At 39.5% G+C, this 16,177-nt stretch carries 22 protein-coding genes; 19 read left to right on the top strand and 3 right to left on the bottom strand.

Translation table 11 applies throughout. The annotated features are described in order from the left end of the window. From G9U52_RS34325 to G9U52_RS34265, 13 genes are all read left to right on the top strand, one after another. Nucleotides 1-606, top strand: a 606-nt coding sequence (locus tag G9U52_RS34325) for a transposase (protein WP_166156486.1), incomplete at its 5' end; no start/stop codon positions are given. 124 nt (nt 607-730) lie between these two features. After that, nucleotides 731-895 (top strand): hypothetical protein, encoded by a 165-nt coding sequence (locus G9U52_RS34320; protein ID WP_166156483.1) that lies wholly within the window; start codon nt 731-733, stop codon nt 893-895. Nucleotides 896-1,577: 682 nt separating this feature from the next. Beyond that, nucleotides 1,578-2,471 carry a DUF6744 family protein gene (locus tag G9U52_RS34315; RefSeq protein ID WP_166156480.1) on the top strand — a complete coding sequence of 298 codons (894 nt, stop codon included), beginning with the start codon at nt 1,578-1,580 and terminating at the stop codon, nt 2,469-2,471. Between the two features lie 90 nt (nt 2,472-2,561). Then, nucleotides 2,562-3,674, top strand: coding sequence for an AAA family ATPase (locus G9U52_RS34310; RefSeq protein ID WP_243767724.1), 1,113 nt, complete (start codon nt 2,562-2,564; stop codon nt 3,672-3,674). A gap of 69 nt (nt 3,675-3,743) precedes the next feature. After that, nucleotides 3,744-5,075, top strand: coding sequence for a hypothetical protein (locus G9U52_RS34305; protein WP_166156477.1), 1,332 nt, complete (start codon nt 3,744-3,746; stop codon nt 5,073-5,075). Nucleotides 5,076-5,160: 85 nt separating this feature from the next. Further along, nucleotides 5,161-5,400 carry a hypothetical protein gene (locus tag G9U52_RS34300; protein WP_166156474.1) on the top strand — a complete coding sequence of 80 codons (240 nt, stop codon included), beginning with the start codon at nt 5,161-5,163 and terminating at the stop codon, nt 5,398-5,400. A gap of 112 nt (nt 5,401-5,512) precedes the next feature. Then, on the top strand, nt 5,513-6,073 hold the full coding sequence (locus G9U52_RS34295) for a hypothetical protein (RefSeq protein ID WP_166156471.1): 561 nt from the start codon (nt 5,513-5,515) through the stop codon (nt 6,071-6,073). After that, on the top strand, nt 6,070-6,453 hold the full coding sequence (locus G9U52_RS34290; protein WP_166156468.1) for a hypothetical protein: 384 nt from the start codon (nt 6,070-6,072) through the stop codon (nt 6,451-6,453). The genes G9U52_RS34295 and G9U52_RS34290 overlap by 4 nt, the downstream gene beginning before the upstream one ends. 75 nt (nt 6,454-6,528) lie before the next feature. Continuing rightward, nucleotides 6,529-6,951, top strand: a complete 423-nt coding sequence (locus tag G9U52_RS34285) for a DUF1249 domain-containing protein (protein WP_166156465.1) — start codon at nt 6,529-6,531, stop codon at nt 6,949-6,951. Between the two features lie 117 nt (nt 6,952-7,068). Further along, nucleotides 7,069-7,398 (top strand): hypothetical protein, encoded by a 330-nt coding sequence (locus tag G9U52_RS34280; RefSeq protein ID WP_166156462.1) that lies wholly within the window; start codon nt 7,069-7,071, stop codon nt 7,396-7,398. A 15-nt stretch (nt 7,399-7,413) separates the two neighbouring features. Then, the gene (locus tag G9U52_RS34275; protein WP_166156459.1) at nt 7,414-8,550 is read left to right on the top strand and encodes a hypothetical protein; all 1,137 of its coding nucleotides are present in this window, start codon (nt 7,414-7,416) and stop codon (nt 8,548-8,550) included. Then, entirely contained in the window at nt 8,537-8,746 is a 210-nt protein-coding gene (locus G9U52_RS34270) for a hypothetical protein (protein ID WP_166156456.1), read from the top strand. The genes G9U52_RS34275 and G9U52_RS34270 overlap by 14 nt, the downstream gene beginning before the upstream one ends. Nucleotides 8,747-8,881: 135 nt before the next feature. Then, nucleotides 8,882-9,040 carry a hypothetical protein gene (locus G9U52_RS34265; protein WP_166156453.1) on the top strand — a complete coding sequence of 53 codons (159 nt, stop codon included), beginning with the start codon at nt 8,882-8,884 and terminating at the stop codon, nt 9,038-9,040. Nucleotides 9,041-9,084: 44 nt separating this feature from the next. Here the strand turns inward: G9U52_RS34265 and G9U52_RS34260 are convergent, their stop codons facing one another. After that, the gene (locus tag G9U52_RS34260; protein ID WP_166156450.1) at nt 9,085-9,711 is read right to left on the bottom strand and encodes a hypothetical protein; all 627 of its coding nucleotides are present in this window, start codon (nt 9,709-9,711) and stop codon (nt 9,085-9,087) included. 1 nt (nt 9,712) lies between these two features. After that, the gene (locus G9U52_RS34255; RefSeq protein WP_166156447.1) at nt 9,713-10,120 is read right to left on the bottom strand and encodes a hypothetical protein; all 408 of its coding nucleotides are present in this window, start codon (nt 10,118-10,120) and stop codon (nt 9,713-9,715) included. Nucleotides 10,121-10,590: 470 nt separating this feature from the next. Between G9U52_RS34255 and G9U52_RS34250 the strand changes: the two genes are divergently transcribed. The 5 genes from G9U52_RS34250 to G9U52_RS34235 all read left to right on the top strand — a co-directional run bounded on the left by G9U52_RS34250 (nt 10,591) and on the right by G9U52_RS34235 (nt 14,799). Beyond that, nucleotides 10,591-11,711 (top strand): IS3 family transposase gene (locus G9U52_RS34250; RefSeq protein WP_166156444.1). Its coding sequence is split into 2 segments (ribosomal slippage): nt 10,591-10,840 and nt 10,840-11,711, totalling 1,122 coding nucleotides; the frame shifts between segments, so codons are not numbered across the junction. Between the two features lie 280 nt (nt 11,712-11,991). Next, nucleotides 11,992-12,225: a DUF2538 family protein gene (locus G9U52_RS34245; RefSeq protein WP_512699217.1), complete on the top strand. Its 234-nt coding sequence runs from the start codon at nt 11,992-11,994 to the stop codon at nt 12,223-12,225. Nucleotides 12,226-12,297: 72 nt separating this feature from the next. Next, nucleotides 12,298-13,521, top strand: coding sequence for an IS256 family transposase (locus G9U52_RS34240; protein WP_166156438.1), 1,224 nt, complete (start codon nt 12,298-12,300; stop codon nt 13,519-13,521). 233 nt (nt 13,522-13,754) lie between these two features. Then, a complete protein-coding gene (locus G9U52_RS41145) occupies nt 13,755-13,877 on the top strand; it encodes a hypothetical protein (RefSeq protein ID WP_279538793.1) in 123 nt (40 codons plus the stop codon). Nucleotides 13,878-14,067: 190 nt separating this feature from the next. Then, nucleotides 14,068-14,799, top strand: a complete 732-nt coding sequence (locus G9U52_RS34235) for a hypothetical protein (protein ID WP_166156435.1) — start codon at nt 14,068-14,070, stop codon at nt 14,797-14,799. 150 nt (nt 14,800-14,949) lie between these two features. Here G9U52_RS34235 and G9U52_RS34230 read toward each other — a convergent pair whose 3' ends face one another. After that, a complete protein-coding gene (locus G9U52_RS34230) occupies nt 14,950-15,675 on the bottom strand; it encodes a geobacillin-26 family protein (protein WP_166156432.1) in 726 nt (241 codons plus the stop codon). 158 nt (nt 15,676-15,833) lie between these two features. On the opposite strand from G9U52_RS34230, the gene G9U52_RS34225 reads away from it, so the two are divergent. After that, the gene (locus G9U52_RS34225) at nt 15,834-16,103 is read left to right on the top strand and encodes a hypothetical protein (protein ID WP_166156429.1); all 270 of its coding nucleotides are present in this window, start codon (nt 15,834-15,836) and stop codon (nt 16,101-16,103) included. Nucleotides 16,104-16,177: the final 74 nt, after the last annotated feature.

The raw sequence follows: 16,177 nt of genomic DNA, 5'->3' as shown, positions 1-16,177 counted from the left end.
GGCAAGTTGCCTGGAACCCTCATTGCGGATGCTGGGTATGGTGGGGAAGAAAACTATGCGTACTTGGAGGAAAAGCAGGTGGAAGCCCTCGTCAAGTACAGCACCTACCACAGGGAAAAGTCAAAGGCCTGGAAAGCCGACATCAGCAAGGTCGACAATTGGACTTACAACGAAACCGAAGACACTTGGACTTGTGCGGCAGGGAAACCGCTGGCTTTTCGCTATGAAAGCAAAGAAAAGACGGAAAGCGGTTATGAAATCCGCCATCGCCATTACCGGAGTGCAAGCTGCGAGGGCTGCCCGCTTAAACCATCCTGCACCAAAGCAGCTGGGAACCGGGAAGTGAAAGTAAGCCACGCGTACATGAGGTTCAAGAAGCAAGTGAGGGAAAAGCTCAAAAATGAAGAAGGCTATGCACTCATGGTCCGAAGAATGGTGGAACCCGAAAGTGTGTTTGGCCAGATCAAAAACAATCGGGGATTCAAGCGCTTCCTGCTTCGTGGCTTACCCAAAGTGAGCTTGGAGGTAGGTTGGCTTTCGCTTGCCCACAATTTGCTCAAGGTAGCAGCTGTGGACGAAAAACGAAAAAAGGTTGGGCAGAAGTAATCCTCTGCCCAACCCTTTTCGTTTTTTTTCATCATTTTGAGATGAATGGCTGCCCCTTTATAGAAAATTATCTACTTATGGGACAGCCCCTGATCTTGTTATTGCTATGAAAGGAGTGGTTCGAATGCTGTACCAAGTGATCAACCTTCTTAGCCATGAGCTTAACACTTTAAAGCCTTCTGATATTCTTGATATGGATTATGATTCCGACAACAGGATTATTGTTACTGGAAATAATCAGGAAAAATATTTTTTGCTAGCGACCGAAGACATAGTTAACAAACATTAAACCGTAACAACAAAATGATAAGCATACTTATTTAGAATGATTTTTCTAACTTCATTTATGGCAGGAAAGAATTTCATGGCAGAGTTTTCTTAAGGTCCTTATATTAAGCATCTCAATGCGCTACAGCCCAAGTATCTCTTAGAGGTATTTGGGCTGTAGCGCATTCTTAATGTCCATTATTGTAATAAATAGACAAATCCCTTATAATAAAACGGAACACTACACTAGGCACACGTCTTTTTTTAAACTTAAAAAAGATAGTGACTGAAACCAGCGAGTGTATTCCCCCGAATAATTTTATTAATTTATGTATTATTCGAGCAGGGAAACGGGACTCACACCAAAGGGAATCAAAAGAATCGCATTGATTCGAAGTTGTCAAAGCCCTAATTACAGCCTTTAAGCGATAGTAATTAGACTGGTGAGCACAACGCGACCTTCGTCGAAAAAATAGGATTACGCTACCCGTGTGTCCTTTGTATCTAATTGCTAAAACAAAAGCTGATTCATTCTCTTTCTTTGAGGATGCAATCGGCTTTTTTTATTTCTTCATAAAATTAACGATCCTTCTGCCTTACTTGGTAGCCATCTGCTTTTTTAGTAGACTAGCTCATATCACAAGTAAAAGTAGAATGATCGTTATTTTTATATATAAAAAAATAGCTTTAGGAGGAATATTATAATGATCAATTTAGAAAATGTACATGCAACCCAACATGAAGGTGCTGAAAGTATTATTGGGTATTTAACCTGGTTTTCCGTACCTGATCAAGTGGTTACATTGGAGAAGCTCCAGGATCTTTTTGATGAATGCGACTTGGACAAAGAACACTTACCAACCAAAATCCTTGTGCATCATGCATTCCGAAGGGCTACACAAATTAAAGACAAACGCAAAACAGAACATGCAGGGGTCCACGAGAATTACATAACTCGTGAAGTTGCCTGCAATCTGGATGGAATTATTCGCCATATTGTTTGCGAAACGGTGGATACTAAAGGGAAACGACTTAAATATGAAGAAGATGCAGCCATACTGATTCTCGAGCGAAAAAGCGAGATCGTCAAGTACTACGGTATGAATGCTTATGCAAAAGCATTAGCGAAACAAGCAGCAATAGAATTTGAATTGTACAAAAAGACAGTAAGTGTCCAGACGCTGAGAAGCATCGTTCAAAGTCTATTACAGACAATGGCACCAACGCCTGTAAGACCTTCTGGAGGCGTATATTTTGTGCCTAAAAAATTCGAAGAGCAGATTAATAACATGAATCGCTTCTTGTCTGTATTGGACAAAGGAGAAGGTCGAGCCATCCCTCTGATCAACGACGAGGAAAACCGAGACATGATTCGCGGCAAGCTATTGGATCATATCGGCGGCACGATGGATTTATGCAATAAATCCTTGAGCGGCGAATTAAAAGACCACCAGGTCCGAGAAGTGTTGGATAATGCAAAGCGTGTGTTAAGAGATTACACGAATTACACATCCATCATTTCAAAAGATGTAACAACAATGGAGGATATGATTGATCAGATTAGAAAATCTGTGATAACCATAACCGAGAAATTTTAAGCAAATGGCTAAGCTAACTCGCTTGCCTTTTTTTATGCCAAAAATAAAATATAGAAAGAACGTTCAAATGAACGTTTAGGAGGAAATATCATGCCCATGCAAAAATTAGTCCAAATTCGGGCCTACTTAACTAGTAAATTCGTTGAACGTGAATCCGTAGTGGAAGCCTTGTTGATAGCATTAATTTCACGTCAGCACCTCTTACTGATTTCTCCTGCAGGAACAGCAAAATCTGCTTTATCAGCAGAGCTTGCCAAGATTGTCGATGGTGCCAGTTATTTTCAGTGGCTGCTAACCCGATTTTCGACTCCTGAGGAATTGTTCGGCCCTATTTCACTTAAAGGATTGGAACAGGATGTTTACCGGAGAAATACTACAGGTAAATTGCCTGAATCGCATATCTCTTTTATTGATGAAATTTTCAAGGCAAATTCAGCAATATTGAATGCCCTTTTAACCATCATTAATGAAAGGTTATTCTATAATGACAACCAGATTGTTAAATGCCCATTAATGAGCGTAGTTGGTTCAAGCAATGAGTATCCTGAAGAAGGGGAAGGGTTGGAAGCTTTGTTTGACCGTTTCTTGCTTCGGTATGAAATCGGTTATATCGCAGATGAACCCAACTTCATTTCCATGATGAGAGGTACAGGATACCAGGTTACAGCACCCAGCATGACGCTTACTGAGTTGGAGCATTTACAAGATACCGCAGATCTCGTGGATGTGCCTGACAGTCTGTTGTTCGCTTTATCGGCTATAAGGACAGAACTGAGAGACGCAGGTATCACACCATCAGACAGGCGGTATAAACAGTCTTTGTCTTTGCTACAAGCAAAGGCATTGATTGACCAAAGAACTGAGGCCAAGCTTAGCGACCTCATGATACTGTCCAACGCACTTTGGGAAACAGTTGGACAAAAGGCGAAAGTAAAAGAAGTTGTTGAAAAATTTGCAATGGATCGTATCATGAAGGCGCTGCAAGATATTGAACAGTCCATCCTTGATATTAACAATACACCGTTACCTACTTCTGCTGTCGCTATGGAGCAGTTAGAAAAATTAAAACGACTGGAACAGGAGCTTACAAACCTTCAGAACGACCTAAGTAAAACACCGGATCACCAGGTTGATTTAGACCGGATCACGGGCTTGAATAAACAAGCAAAATCTAATGTTGGCTCAAAATTGCTGGAATATTAGGGGGCTAATCACATGAATCAATCCGTGATGAATACCGATACCTATGACCGCAGGCGATGGGGGCAGATCTTGGATCTTTCCCCTCGTTTACAGATAATTGAAGCCGATGGATTAGGGAGCTTACCCTTATTTTCACCTTTAATGGGTGATATGTGGTCCTCCCTTTTCAAAGTAGCACCTACCTTGTTAGAGGAAGTAGAAACACAATTATTGCCTAACCATAGTGTAATTGAACGTTTGTTGAAAGATGAAAATTATCAACAATTCCGTTCAACCACTGTGCTCGATGATTTTGCTTCAGCCGTCGGCTCGATTAACTTATCAGAGAAGGTGCTTGAATGGGTCAACCAACAAGCATCCAAGGATCAGGAATTTGCCAAAATGATGCGAGAAGCTAGAGAGCTGCAGCATGCAGATGTAAGACATCCAGAAGATCAACAAAGCATGGATGATGCCGCGCAAGCTATCCAGCAAAAGCTTCAGGAAATGATGGCTCTTCCATCGTTTTCAAAAGCGCTACAGCAAGGGTATGACGACACAAAATCAAGCCAAGAGGCGTTGCAAACCCTTTTTGGTGGTTTAACAGCAGGTGACCAGAAAGGGGAACTACATAAGGTTCCCTTAAATGAAAAAATAGCCTTAGCTGATAAACTCAAACGTACACCCAAGCTTAAAAAAATTGCAGAATGGGCAGGGCGTTTTAAAGTCATTGCCCAAAAAAAACAACGTACTAAAAGCAAAGATTCCCTTTCTCGTAGCGGTGTATCCATTGGCGATACATTAGAACGTCTGCTGCCTACTGAATTAGCCTTGCTTCAAAACCCGCTGACAAAGCTAGACTTTTACCGTAAATACTCGGAGAAGCAGCTTATGCAGTATGAGGTCAAAGGAAAAGAGGAGCTTGGAAAAGGTGCTTTTATCTTATGCCTGGACCAATCCGGAAGTATGAGCAGATTAGATGACCAAAGCAAGGGTTTCATGCTTGCTCTAATGGCAATTGCAAAGAAGCAAAAGCGCGACTTTGCTTTTATTCCATTCGATACAGCGGCAAAAACCTACAAATACGAAAAAGGTAAAATCACCATGACACAAATGGTTGAGCTTGCCGAAACATTTCTAGGTGGTGGAACAGACTTTATTCCTCCCCTAAGCCATGCGCTTGAAGTGGTGAAAAATAGTAAATTCAAAAACGCGGATATCATTTTCGTCACCGATGGAGTTTCTTCACATAACCCTTGGTACGAAAAGGTGTTTAGTGCAGCGAAAAAGGAGCATGGTTTCAACGTTCTTTCGATTCTGCTTGGCACATCGAATAAGAGCATTGTCAAACTGTTCTCAGACAATATCGTTTTGGCGAATGACTTCACTAGTGAAGAAGCGCTTAAAGCTTTTGAAATTTAATATATTCGTAGAAAAAAAGAAAAGAATACCCTTGATTTTTTGGGGTGGTTCTTTCCTTTTTTTTATTTTAAGGAGGATATCAAAAATGTCAAAAAAAAGATGGATCACCTTTGAAGCAAGGATCGATATGTTAATCGATGTCGGTGAGGAAACGTTAGGTGCCACAGTAAACTGCTTGAAGGAACACGTTCAAGTTGCATTGGCTGAAGGCAATTCCTTTATCCGAAATGTGCTCGAAACTGAAACCCAACAGAAAGTGGAGATGGACTTGTTCCGGATCCCTCCTATTACCCACACAGAGGTGATAAAGCAAATATCATATTAAAAAAGTAAGTTGGCCTGGTTAAGATAGGGATCACCCTTAAATGAATATTTAATAACTGAACATAAAAAGGGTTTTCTGTTCCACTATCTGACTTATTAATGGAGGTTTTATTGTGATCGATAATATTCTAGTTATTCTTATGGCTGTTGGGCTAATAGCTCTCTGCTTTATAGTTGTTCCTGCTTCATTTATCTTCCATAAGAAGAAAAAAGGTCTGTTTTTGAACAAACGTTATATTTGTTCATGGAATAAATCATACGAAGCCTATGAAATACATTGTTTCGTGAGATATGTTATTTGGAGATCCAGCAGCACGGATTACAAGGCTGACCGAAAAGAAGCCGTCGAGATCCTTAAGCAACGTTATCCAGATAATAAAATTATTGCAATTACTGCGATGCTTCAATACCACTACGAAAATGAGTTGCGATTAGTAGGCATACCGATCCATTATTCGTTTTTGAAGCGCATATCCGTATTTGCCAATAATATTTTCTCCATTTTTTTGAATGTTTCGAATTGGTTTCATGTACGCAAAACGGGTGAATGGCAGATTTTACATTTAGTAAACCGGGCTTGGATAACCCCGCCAAAGTGTTATGTGATCCATAGTCCAAGCAACAAATTAACCAGCTTAAGGAGTCAGAATCCACTACGGAGGAAGACTCAATGAAAAAACAAGCGATTATCCAATTAAAAGACCGGCATAGGTTGAGTGCGTCTATAAATGAAATGTTCGATGGCAACCCAGATGAAAAAGAGCGTCCTAGCCATGATCTGGTGGGAACTCTATTGTTTATAATTGGAATGAACTTTCTGAAAGTTCAAAAATTGAAACGCCCACTTTCTAGTGTGATGACTAATCCTGTCACTGGGATAGACCAGGAAGAAGCTTGCAAGTTATTAAGTAAAAATGGATTTACAAAAGAGGAATTATATACACTAGAGTTCTTCAATATACACGGTACGAATGAGGATCTAATCCGTTATTTAGATAGACTCATAGAAACATATGAGAATCCTCATTCTAAATTTATAAAGAAGTATTCATAGGTATATCCCTGAAGCACAGGGCAAGTAAAATCATCTTCCCCTGTGCTTCGGGGGAGTACTATGGAGGCTATGAAGATGACAAATATTTACGAAGATAACTTTAAATTGATGGATCAGCTGCTAGGTAGGGAACTCCATAACTTCGCATCCGGAGAAAAAACTTATATTAAACTGCATGCGCCAGGTTACATGGACTTAATCGTTGAATTCATTGGCATAAATACATTGTCCATGACACATTATTTCTCCATGAATGGTGATTTGGTGCAAGATCCTGAAATGGTGATTCTTGTAGATTTAAATTTGTCTATGGTAGAAGCTTTGTCCTTTCAAAATATGTATGTATACCAAGAGGTTTATGAAAATCTGGAACGAACCCTGGTATATACACAAAGGAAAGCGGCGCAAAACATGTTTCTAACCGAATGGCTCAAGAATTTAAGAGATCAGGGTTACTTCCTTTCAGCTCCCCTAGAAGGAAGGAATCTTGATTGTTAAAAACGCTGGTTACTTATCCAGCCTAACAGAATAACTTCATAATAATACCCCTGATGCACAGGGAAATCTAAAATCCCCCTGTGCATATTTTAGGGGTGATCTATGGAGGGACTGCCATTGAAACATATTATCTGCTACAGCGGCGGTGAAGCTTCAGCTCAAGTAGCTATAGAAGTTGCCCGTAAGTATGGAATATTTGAAAAGGCTAAACGAGCTGAAGAAATTATAAAATACAGCATCTTAAAAGGAATTTATATGAGAGAGCTTGAACCGATGTTTGCAGACATGCAGGCAGCTGGTATCCAAGGTGATGAAAAAATGAAGCCCGGCACTTTTTGGAGCAAAGCAAAAAAAATTCTTGGAGAACAACCTTTAGATGATGAAACATCTGGCAGCTGCGAAATCTTGCACCAGATGGATCTATCTGAATTTCTTGTTTTTCAATAAAAAAGGAGGCATCCAATGAGTAGAGAATTGTTTTTCGGTACTTTACGTAAATTGAAAGATGATATGGACAAACCATTAAACGAGATTAGGAAAAAGTACCAGGCACCCTATCAAGGCATGAAGAAAACTGGTTGGATCGGGAAGCTGCTCTTTAAAACCTTTTTAGGCTTTAAAGGGCAACCGGCTCCGAATCCCAGTGATGTAAATATTGTATTGGCTATGCTTTCTAATACAATTATAACTTGGGGCGTATATGTTGGATCAGCTGCATTTCTAGGCTTCAATAACATCATCAACTTGCAATGGGGCAGTATTCTTACATGGTTGTTTCCAGCTGTCTTTTTCCTCATAGCAGCTTATACAAACTTTTCGAGAATGCTAGACATAGAAGATCCTATGTTCGATATTGATGCTTATAGCATCTTTAGAAGAAAAGAATACCGGATGATTTTGACGTATTTAAAAGAACCTCTATTTTCGTTTAATGAATTAAATGATTGGATCGACAAAGAGATCATAGCAAATAAAGAAGATAGCCAAACAGTAAGAGACTTAAACGAACATAATCAACAGTTAGAAAACGATAAGGCAGTGCTTCGTTACCAGAAACAAGTTCTGTTAGATCAAAGCGTTCAAATGCAATCAGACTATATTGCAATTCGTGATGAACTCTTGAAATCAGTAACAAAAACAAGTGGAATGCTTATTGTGTATAACCGCGCAATTGACATTTTATACTGGATAAAGGAACCTTCCCAGTTAAGGAAGGAAAATCTACATTTACTTTCGGATTACAGTTTATTTGAGCTTAGAAGGGACAATCTGTATAAACTTGACTCTCTGGGACCCACTGAGACTCCCGATATTATACCCGTAAATGACATAGCCTTCAGCCATTATTCATCAGTAATGGTTATTAAAAACCAAACCAAAATTGAAGTAAGTGAAAGTGATCGGCCAGGGCGCTTTGTCGCCTCCTATCGCATTCCCATGCCTGGTAATCTGATATGGGTTTACAACTTCCATTACACTATTGAATCAACTTATGATATAATACAGACAGAGGAGTTATATCGTCTTGTAAAGATTATGTGTCAACTCCTCAATGAACGAAATTTGATCAAAGAGGGTGTTTCAGATGGTACAAACTAAAGCTAAATTAGTTTCATACGCAACAGTACTGCAGGAAATTACACAACAGGTGCGGCTTCTGGATGACGTACATCAAAGAAACATTCAATCCTTTGAGATCAAAATGAACAAATACGATCTCCTCAGCGAAAAAATGGATGAAACTATTAAAGAACAAAAAATACTTATAGAATCATTAGTAAAAAGTACAGCCTAACTATTACTACAAAAAAAGCGAGGAACAGAGTCTTTTACTCTGTTCCTCGCTTTTTTATATTTTCTTTTAGTAGTTTAATATGTTCTTCATTAGACCATACTGGGATTTATCAAATCTCAGAAAGCAGGGATTCTTTTGAAGGAGAAAAAAGGAAAGTTGATAAAAGGAGATTTTAAGCGCCTTCCCTCTTACAAAGATCAGTTAGATGAAGTTCTGAAAAAGGTCGAGCAGCATGATCGAAGTATGGCTAAAGCCAAAAAAACTATCAATGATATCTTAAATAATAAAAATTAAGGGCAACATGTATAAAACTAAATTTTTTGGAAACGATTAATGTTTCATTCTGTTAGTCTATCAATGAATACGCCCATAATTTCCCTATGGTCTTTCGTTCGGATTTCATGAACTATATCCCGAAGCAAAATCGTGACTACTTCTTCAACGGTTAATGAAAAGTTAGGATCATTAAGGTTCAAATCCAATAATAGAAAGTTCATTCTACGCATTGCCTTTGGATGGATATGAAATGAAATTATTTTGTATTTCTGCCGCGGCTCGGTAACTTTGCTTTCAACTAAAACCCACCGGTTCTGTGATTGTTGTTTTAAATCACTTTGAATAGACTTCAGGTATTTATTTTGCTTTGCCTGCAGCGTATTAGCTAAACTCGCTAATGGAAGCCCGATGCTAATTTGTTTAAGAAAATCGGCTAATAGAATCGAAGTTAGTCCTTTGAATGTTATTGAACATTCTCCCTCCGTTGCATCGTAAATATCATCTAAAAACACTCCTAGACGCGAATATTCAGAGATTGGGATTTTAACTAATATTTCTTCGTATTCTAGTGGCTTTTCAGCTTTCGATCTAAATAAAGAAGATATGAGCTGCCATGTTAGATTCTTATGGCTCTCAATATGGGGGGTATCTGCAATTAACGGTAGATTTGTTGCCTCTTGTTTTAACATATTAAATACTTCCCTCCTTAAAAAAGCATTCTAATGAATAGTGGATCAAGCGGTAGACCATTTGACGCTCTGAAATATCATAGTGGATTGCTAATTCTGCAATGACCTTATACCACTCTTCAGCAGGTTTAACATGCATATACCTTCTTGTGTCTTCATATGGGTAACTGGGTATTCTCGGCTCTTGCAGCTGCAAGGCTAACACTAATAGATGTGTGCAGCAAGCAGTCTCGGTCAATTTCAAGTGCTTTCCAATGCGCCTTAACCTCATTCGTTCATCTGGAGTTACCGGAAATCGGATGTCATGAAGTTTATCCGAACGAGTCTTTCTCTCTTTCTTTAATGGCTCCTTCAACTTTTTATGAGCATTTTGATTTCTTGCTTCTTCTATAATTTGGTTTATGAACACCCATCTTCCCCCCTATTATAATTTATTAGCTCATTTATGAGTTTATCTCAGGGCCACTTGACCACTTGACCACTCCTTAGTACAAGTTATGAGTGGGGGAGAGGATATATACACTTTTTCAATAATAATCTATTAGGAGTGGTTGATAATGAATACGAAGCAAAAAAGTCTCAAGGATCTGGCAATTGAATTTTGTAAACTTGCCAAAAAAAATCAAAAAGAAATAATGGTTCGTGAAAAGCCAAAACCGCACAAATGAATTTCTATGATTTTAGTATGCAGAAAAATAAATAAAAAAGCTCCAGTCAGCTTATGAGCCCTGGAGCTTTTTGTGTTTAATCAATCGCAAAGTTTGTCCTGTGGAAATTGCAAAACTATTTCATGATATCGTGAATCGGCTACACTAAGTTGGACAGAAAAAATAAGGGCTTGTAGAATAAACTTATCATGCTAAGGAGCGGATCTCTACAATGCCTGAAAAACAACGACGCACGTTTACAACCGAATTCAAAAAGCAAAAGGTGCAGCTCTATGAAAATGGGAAATCCAGAGCAGCCCTTGTGGAGGAATATGACCTCACAGCTTCTGCTTTAGACCGCTGGATCAACCAAGCTCAGACAACGGGCTCCTTTAAGGAGAAGGATAATCGCTCATCAGAAGAAGAGGAATTGATTGCTTTACGAAAAGAGAACCAGCGTTTGAAAATGGAGGTGGATATTTTAAAGCAAGCCGCGCTGATCATGGGACGAAAGTAGCTATCATCCAGAACAACCGTGATAAATACTCGGTATCAGCAATGTGCGACGTCCTGCAAATCGCAAGAAGTACATTTTATTACGACGCCCAAGAACGAGCCACTGAAGATGATATCACTGAAGCTATTGTAGACATCTTTCTCAAGAACCGAAAAGCCTACGGCACACGCAAGATCAAAGTGAAGCTTCACGAGCGCGGGTTCATCGTCTCCAGACGCCGCATTGGCCGCATCATGAAAGAGCAAGGGCTTGTTTCCACTTACACGGTGGCACAGTATAAGCCCCATAAAACGGCGTGTAACGAAGCGACAACGGCGAATGTTCTGAAACGGGAGTTTGAGCAAACGGAAGCTAAACGCTTCGTCTTCAGTGATTTGACGTATGTGAAAGTCCAGAACCGATGGCATTACATTTGTGTGCTGGTAGATCTGTTTAATCGAGAAATCATTGGCCATAGTGCAGGACCGAACAAGGACGCTGCTCTGATTACCCATGCCTTCGCGACCGTTAAGAGTGATCTACGCCAGATTCAATGGTTTCATACCGACCGTGGCAGCGAGTTCAAAAATCAAAAGATGGATGAGCTCTTGGAGACTTTTGAAATCGGTCGATCGCTAAGTATGAAAGGCTGTCCGTACGACAACGCTGTGGCTGAAGCCACTTACAAGATCATGAAAACAGAGTTTGTGAACCAGATGAACTTTCAGAGCCTTCGTCATCTAGAGCTGGAATTATACGATTACGTCAACTGGTTCAACAAGCATCGCATCCATGGAACTTTAGACTATATGACGCCTGTTCAGTATCGACAAGAAGCCCTTAAAAAAGTTGTCTGATTTACTGTTGACAATCCAATCGTTAATATAGAAAGTGAAAGGCAAGAGTTACAAGTTGGTATTTTTGAATTTAATTTCTCATTTTTTTTATCCAATACTTTGCGGCGGAGTTAAAAAAAATATTGAGGTATCCGGAAGGATCTACCTATTCAAAAATAAAGCCTTGGCTCGATGCAAATCCAACAATAGAACAACAATTCACAATAAAGAAATTCGGAGAAGGAAATTATAAATTTGTAATATTTCAACTTAAAGGATAGAGAGGATTGCGAATAATAAAATGGAGGTTTCAAATATGTATTTTACAAATGATGTACATCTTGAGAATTATGCCGCAATTCAAAGAGCCTTAAATATTAATCCGAGTAGGTATGAGTATTTAGCAGTTGCGTATGTACTGGCATATCCAGATATTTATCAGAATATTGAATGGTCGGCATTTCAAATTACAAGAAAATTCGAAGGGCAACATGCATTCGACTTTCCCAGCTTGTCTGGAGGTTCTGTACAATAAATTGTGTAACCTACTAAAGTCAACGAAACATGGGCAAGCTACATGTAAGAGTTGAATGAGGAGGAGTTACACATGATCACGAATGGATTATTGAACAAACAACAGCTGCGCCAATTTGTAAAAGAGCACAATTTCCAGTCTACCGAGGACATCCAGGCTACGCTGAAAGAATTATTTAAGGATGTGCTGCAGGCTACTTTAGAAGCGGAATTAGATACGGAATTAGGCTATGACCGTTATGATGCCAAAACGAAAACAACCAAAAATAGCCGGAATGGGTTTACGAAAAAGACGGTGGCCAGCGAGTATGGTGATGTCGAGATCCAGGTGCCACGGGACCGTCTGGGTGCTTTCCAGCCCGTGGTGGTGAAGAAAAACCAAACGAATGTGACGGGCATTGAAGAGCAAATCATTGCGTTATATGCCAAGGGTGTAAGTACTCGGGACATCCAGGATCATTTGGAACAGCTGTATGGGATTGAAGTCTCGCCTACACTCATTTCCAATGTAACCAACAAAATCGTGCCCGTGATTAAAGAATGGCAAAACCGCCCGTTACAAAATGTGTATGCCGTCGTCTTTCTGGATGCGATCCACTTTAAAGTGAAGCAGGACGGGCATATTGTCAATAAAGCGGCGTATATGGTGATCGGGATTGACCTCGATGGCAACAAAGATGTGTTAGGTATCTGGATTGGTGAGAACGAGTCTTCCAAGTTCTGGTTAAGCGTCTTGACAGAATTAAAAAACCGCGGCGTGCAAGATATCTTGATTACCTGTGTAGACAATCTCACGGGTTTCAGCCAAGCAATTGCTGCTTGTTATCCGCAAACGGAAATCCAGAAGTGCATCATCCACCAAATCCGCAATTCCGTCCGCTATGTCTCGTACAAGGACTTGAAAAAGGTCACGGCGGATCTCAAGCCGATTTACAAGGCAGCGACCGAGGCGGGCGCTTTATTGGAGCTGGAGCGCTTTGAAGAAGTGTGGGGAGAGAAATACCCGTTGATGGTTCGTTCCTGGCACCAAAATTGGGATGAGCTCGCTACATTTTTTAAATACCCGCCTGAGCTGCGGAAATTAATCTACACGACCAACATGATTGAAAGCTACCACCGCCAATTACGCAAAGTGACCAAAGGCAAAAGTATCTTCCCGACGGATGAATCCCTGTTGAAAATGCTGTATCTCGCCACGGTGGATGTGTTACGGAAATGGACGGGGCGGGTCCAGAACTGGGGGCAGATCCTGCTACAGCTCACCGTTCATTTCCCGGAACGCGTCCAAGTCCGCTAAAGCAGCTTTATATGGAGGGGCAGGCCTGATAGGCTATCTGCCCCGTGCGGAGAAGCGTTTAGCTGATTCGCAGCACCGTACGTTCATCAGGCCTGCCGGAGGCTCCGTGTCAAGCCCGGCACCGCAGTTGCTAGATTTGATTTTGAGAGGTTACACAAAATTCTTGACAGACTCTGTCTGGATCCACAATCCATCTTGCTTTCCTGGCTGAAAGCCTCATGGATCGAACCTCTGTGAATATAGGAAAGGCTCTAGAACGGTTCGATGATGAACAGTACCTAGTAGCTCTACAGGCGATTGATATACGCCGCGGCACACTATCTATCGGTATTTTAAATAAGCTAACGAATCTTTGAGCGAAAAGGCGATGGAACCGGATCGTTAATGGAGATATTCGTATATAGATACAAAACAAGCAAATTCGCGAATAGTATATATCTGCAATGCTGGGGCTGAACCCTCAGTAGTCCGAGCATCGTTCGATACTCATGAATGTTGGTTATACAATGATCTTTCTAAAAACAAATATATGGGAAGACATGCAGCATGAAGCAACTAAATGTAACCTCTATGGTCTTTGAGACAGAGGAACTAAAAAAAGATTTTATAGCAACACTCAATGGCAGTAAAATCAATAAAATATTCACTATCGAATCAAATGATATCATGTATGAAAAGCCTGAGTTTATGCTAAGCGAATTAAAAGGGCAATGGTATATATATAGCTCATCAGAAGAAAATTTACCTATATACCCTTTTAGTAATCTGGATGAAGTCATCGCATATGCTCAAGATACATATAAAGATAACTACCTTCAAGTCAGCTGGTTCATTATGGAAAACATGCTCAAACGGTATAGCAAGCTATTCCTGGATACTAGCGTATTCACAGCCATATTAAATAAAAATATTGAAGAGCACGTATTTATAGCATCAAAAATGTTGAGCCTTGTCGAAAAAGGATCTGTTGAAGCCATCGCTTCAGTCATATCTCTGAGTGATATTCTTCCATTAGGTAAGAGTGAACACGAGCAAGCGCATTTATATCTATTGATGAATAAATTTAAAAATCTAACTTGGGATCCAGTGGATTTGGAAACCGTTAAAGAAACCACGAAACATCATTCTAATTACCTGGGAGACTTTAAGACTAGTCTTATTATTGCAAGCGCCATTACCACCAATAAACAAATTGATGGCAAGATTGCGTTTATTAGCATAGGGGAGCCTAATAACAGATTGGTTGAAATCGATCACTACGCGTTCTATAAATCATAGTTCAACTTCATAGGGTAAAGTTCCCCGTGCCTAACTAAGAAAAGCCTTAAGACAAATGTCTTAAGGCTTTTTTTTGTTAACAAAATATAATAGATTTCGTTAGTTTGGGTGTTAAATTCATCAATCTATCAATTTTATTTTAACTATATTTTAGATTACATATGATAAATAAAATTTCGCATCATTATGTGCCGAGAATGCATTCCAGCAATAGGTACCTGCAGCTGCTCCGCCCCCTGCAGCAAGTGCAATTCCAATAATTGTGGATGCGCCTGCTGTTGTAGGGGCCGCTATTACACCTGCAATAACAGCCGCTGCAGCGCTACCTAGAGCTGCAACTGCCGCAATTTCTGAAGACTTAGTTGTATCGACTGCTATTCTGAAATAATTTAAATTGCTGAAATTTGCACTTGTTTCATCAACAGCGTATACTGGCGAGGCAGCTACACTGATATCCCATAAGTTTTCCCAATAAGGACTTTGATCGAATACCTTATAACTTGAACCCCACCAATTTTCATATCCTGAAGATATTAAATCTCCAAAAGCGAACGGAGTTATGGATGGATTCGTTGTTTGCGGCGATTTTCCAGTGAAACTAACAATTGGTGCATTATTCTCCTGGACACTAAATACATTTGTTACTTTGTTGTATGTCACAACAGAAACATCATTTCCGTGTACGACTTTTACAGTTCGTTCATCCGCAGTTTCTTTGATAATTGACGTTGTAAGCTTGACTCCATCTTGAGTTGTTATTGATTGTGGAGAGTCAATTGGTGCAGAAGCAGCAAATGCAACGGGTGCTGCTAGCATACTTAATACCAATACTAAGGACAATAACGTAGTAGATATGATATTTTTACTTTTCTTCATTCGTTTAACCTCCATATATTTCTATTTTTATATTACACTGTAAATAATTACATATATTAAATATATTGTATATAGGTATGGGATAATCTTCCTATATTTTAATATATTTGGAAATATGATATTATCTAGGTAAATATGTTTATACAGGTGGTGATTAAATGAGTGCTATGAGTGATCTGTTTATGATGATGTGGACTATTATCATCATCTTTGCTATGTCAGTATTTTTTAGGATCGTATTTATACGACAAAAATTTACCATTGATATGTTGCGTATTATAGTTAAAGGGATGGAATTAAAAAATCCAATAGATATCGAGCTTCAAAAACTTCTAGCTCAAGGAGAAAGAAAGAGAGCAATTAAAATGGCTCAGAAAATATATGGATTTACTCCACAAGAAGCGGAAGATCACATAAATTCCCTTTAATGAAAAAAATGATATCAAATCAATAAATAAAAAAACAGGATCCCCTTTAGCGGATTCTGTTTGTGCTTAACATA

The sequence above is a fragment of the Paenibacillus agricola genome (assembly GCF_011440305.1).
Classification (GTDB): Bacteria; Bacillota; Bacilli; order Paenibacillales; family NBRC-103111; genus Paenibacillus_S; species Paenibacillus_S agricola.
Note: the sequence above shows the minus strand (reverse complement) of the source record. Positions and strands in the feature narration are given on the sequence as shown.

Bases quoted from the DNA above. Each gene is read 5' to 3' on its own strand.
- G9U52_RS34310 (WP_243767724.1), top strand. From the start codon at position 2,562: ATGCCCATGCAAAAATTAGTCCAAATTCGGGCCTACTTAACTAGTAAA.
- G9U52_RS34320 (WP_166156483.1), top strand. From the start codon at position 731: ATGCTGTACCAAGTGATCAACCTTCTTAGCCATGAGCTTAACACTTTA.
- G9U52_RS34285 (WP_166156465.1), top strand. From the start codon at position 6,529: ATGACAAATATTTACGAAGATAACTTTAAATTGATGGATCAGCTGCTA.
- G9U52_RS34245 (WP_512699217.1), top strand. From the start codon at position 11,992: ATGGAGGTTTCAAATATGTATTTTACAAATGATGTACATCTTGAGAAT.
- G9U52_RS34235 (WP_166156435.1), top strand. From the start codon at position 14,068: ATGAAGCAACTAAATGTAACCTCTATGGTCTTTGAGACAGAGGAACTA.
- G9U52_RS34300 (WP_166156474.1), top strand. From the start codon at position 5,161: ATGTCAAAAAAAAGATGGATCACCTTTGAAGCAAGGATCGATATGTTA.
- G9U52_RS34270 (WP_166156456.1), top strand. From the start codon at position 8,537: ATGGTACAAACTAAAGCTAAATTAGTTTCATACGCAACAGTACTGCAG.
- G9U52_RS34225 (WP_166156429.1), top strand. From the start codon at position 15,834: ATGAGTGCTATGAGTGATCTGTTTATGATGATGTGGACTATTATCATC.
- G9U52_RS34315 (WP_166156480.1), top strand. From the start codon at position 1,578: ATGATCAATTTAGAAAATGTACATGCAACCCAACATGAAGGTGCTGAA.
- G9U52_RS34290 (WP_166156468.1), top strand. From the start codon at position 6,070: ATGAAAAAACAAGCGATTATCCAATTAAAAGACCGGCATAGGTTGAGT.
- G9U52_RS34260 (WP_166156450.1), bottom strand. From the start codon at position 9,711: ATGTTAAAACAAGAGGCAACAAATCTACCGTTAATTGCAGATACCCCC.
- G9U52_RS34275 (WP_166156459.1), top strand. From the start codon at position 7,414: ATGAGTAGAGAATTGTTTTTCGGTACTTTACGTAAATTGAAAGATGAT.
- G9U52_RS34240 (WP_166156438.1), top strand. From the start codon at position 12,298: ATGATCACGAATGGATTATTGAACAAACAACAGCTGCGCCAATTTGTA.
- G9U52_RS34230 (WP_166156432.1), bottom strand. From the start codon at position 15,675: ATGAAGAAAAGTAAAAATATCATATCTACTACGTTATTGTCCTTAGTA.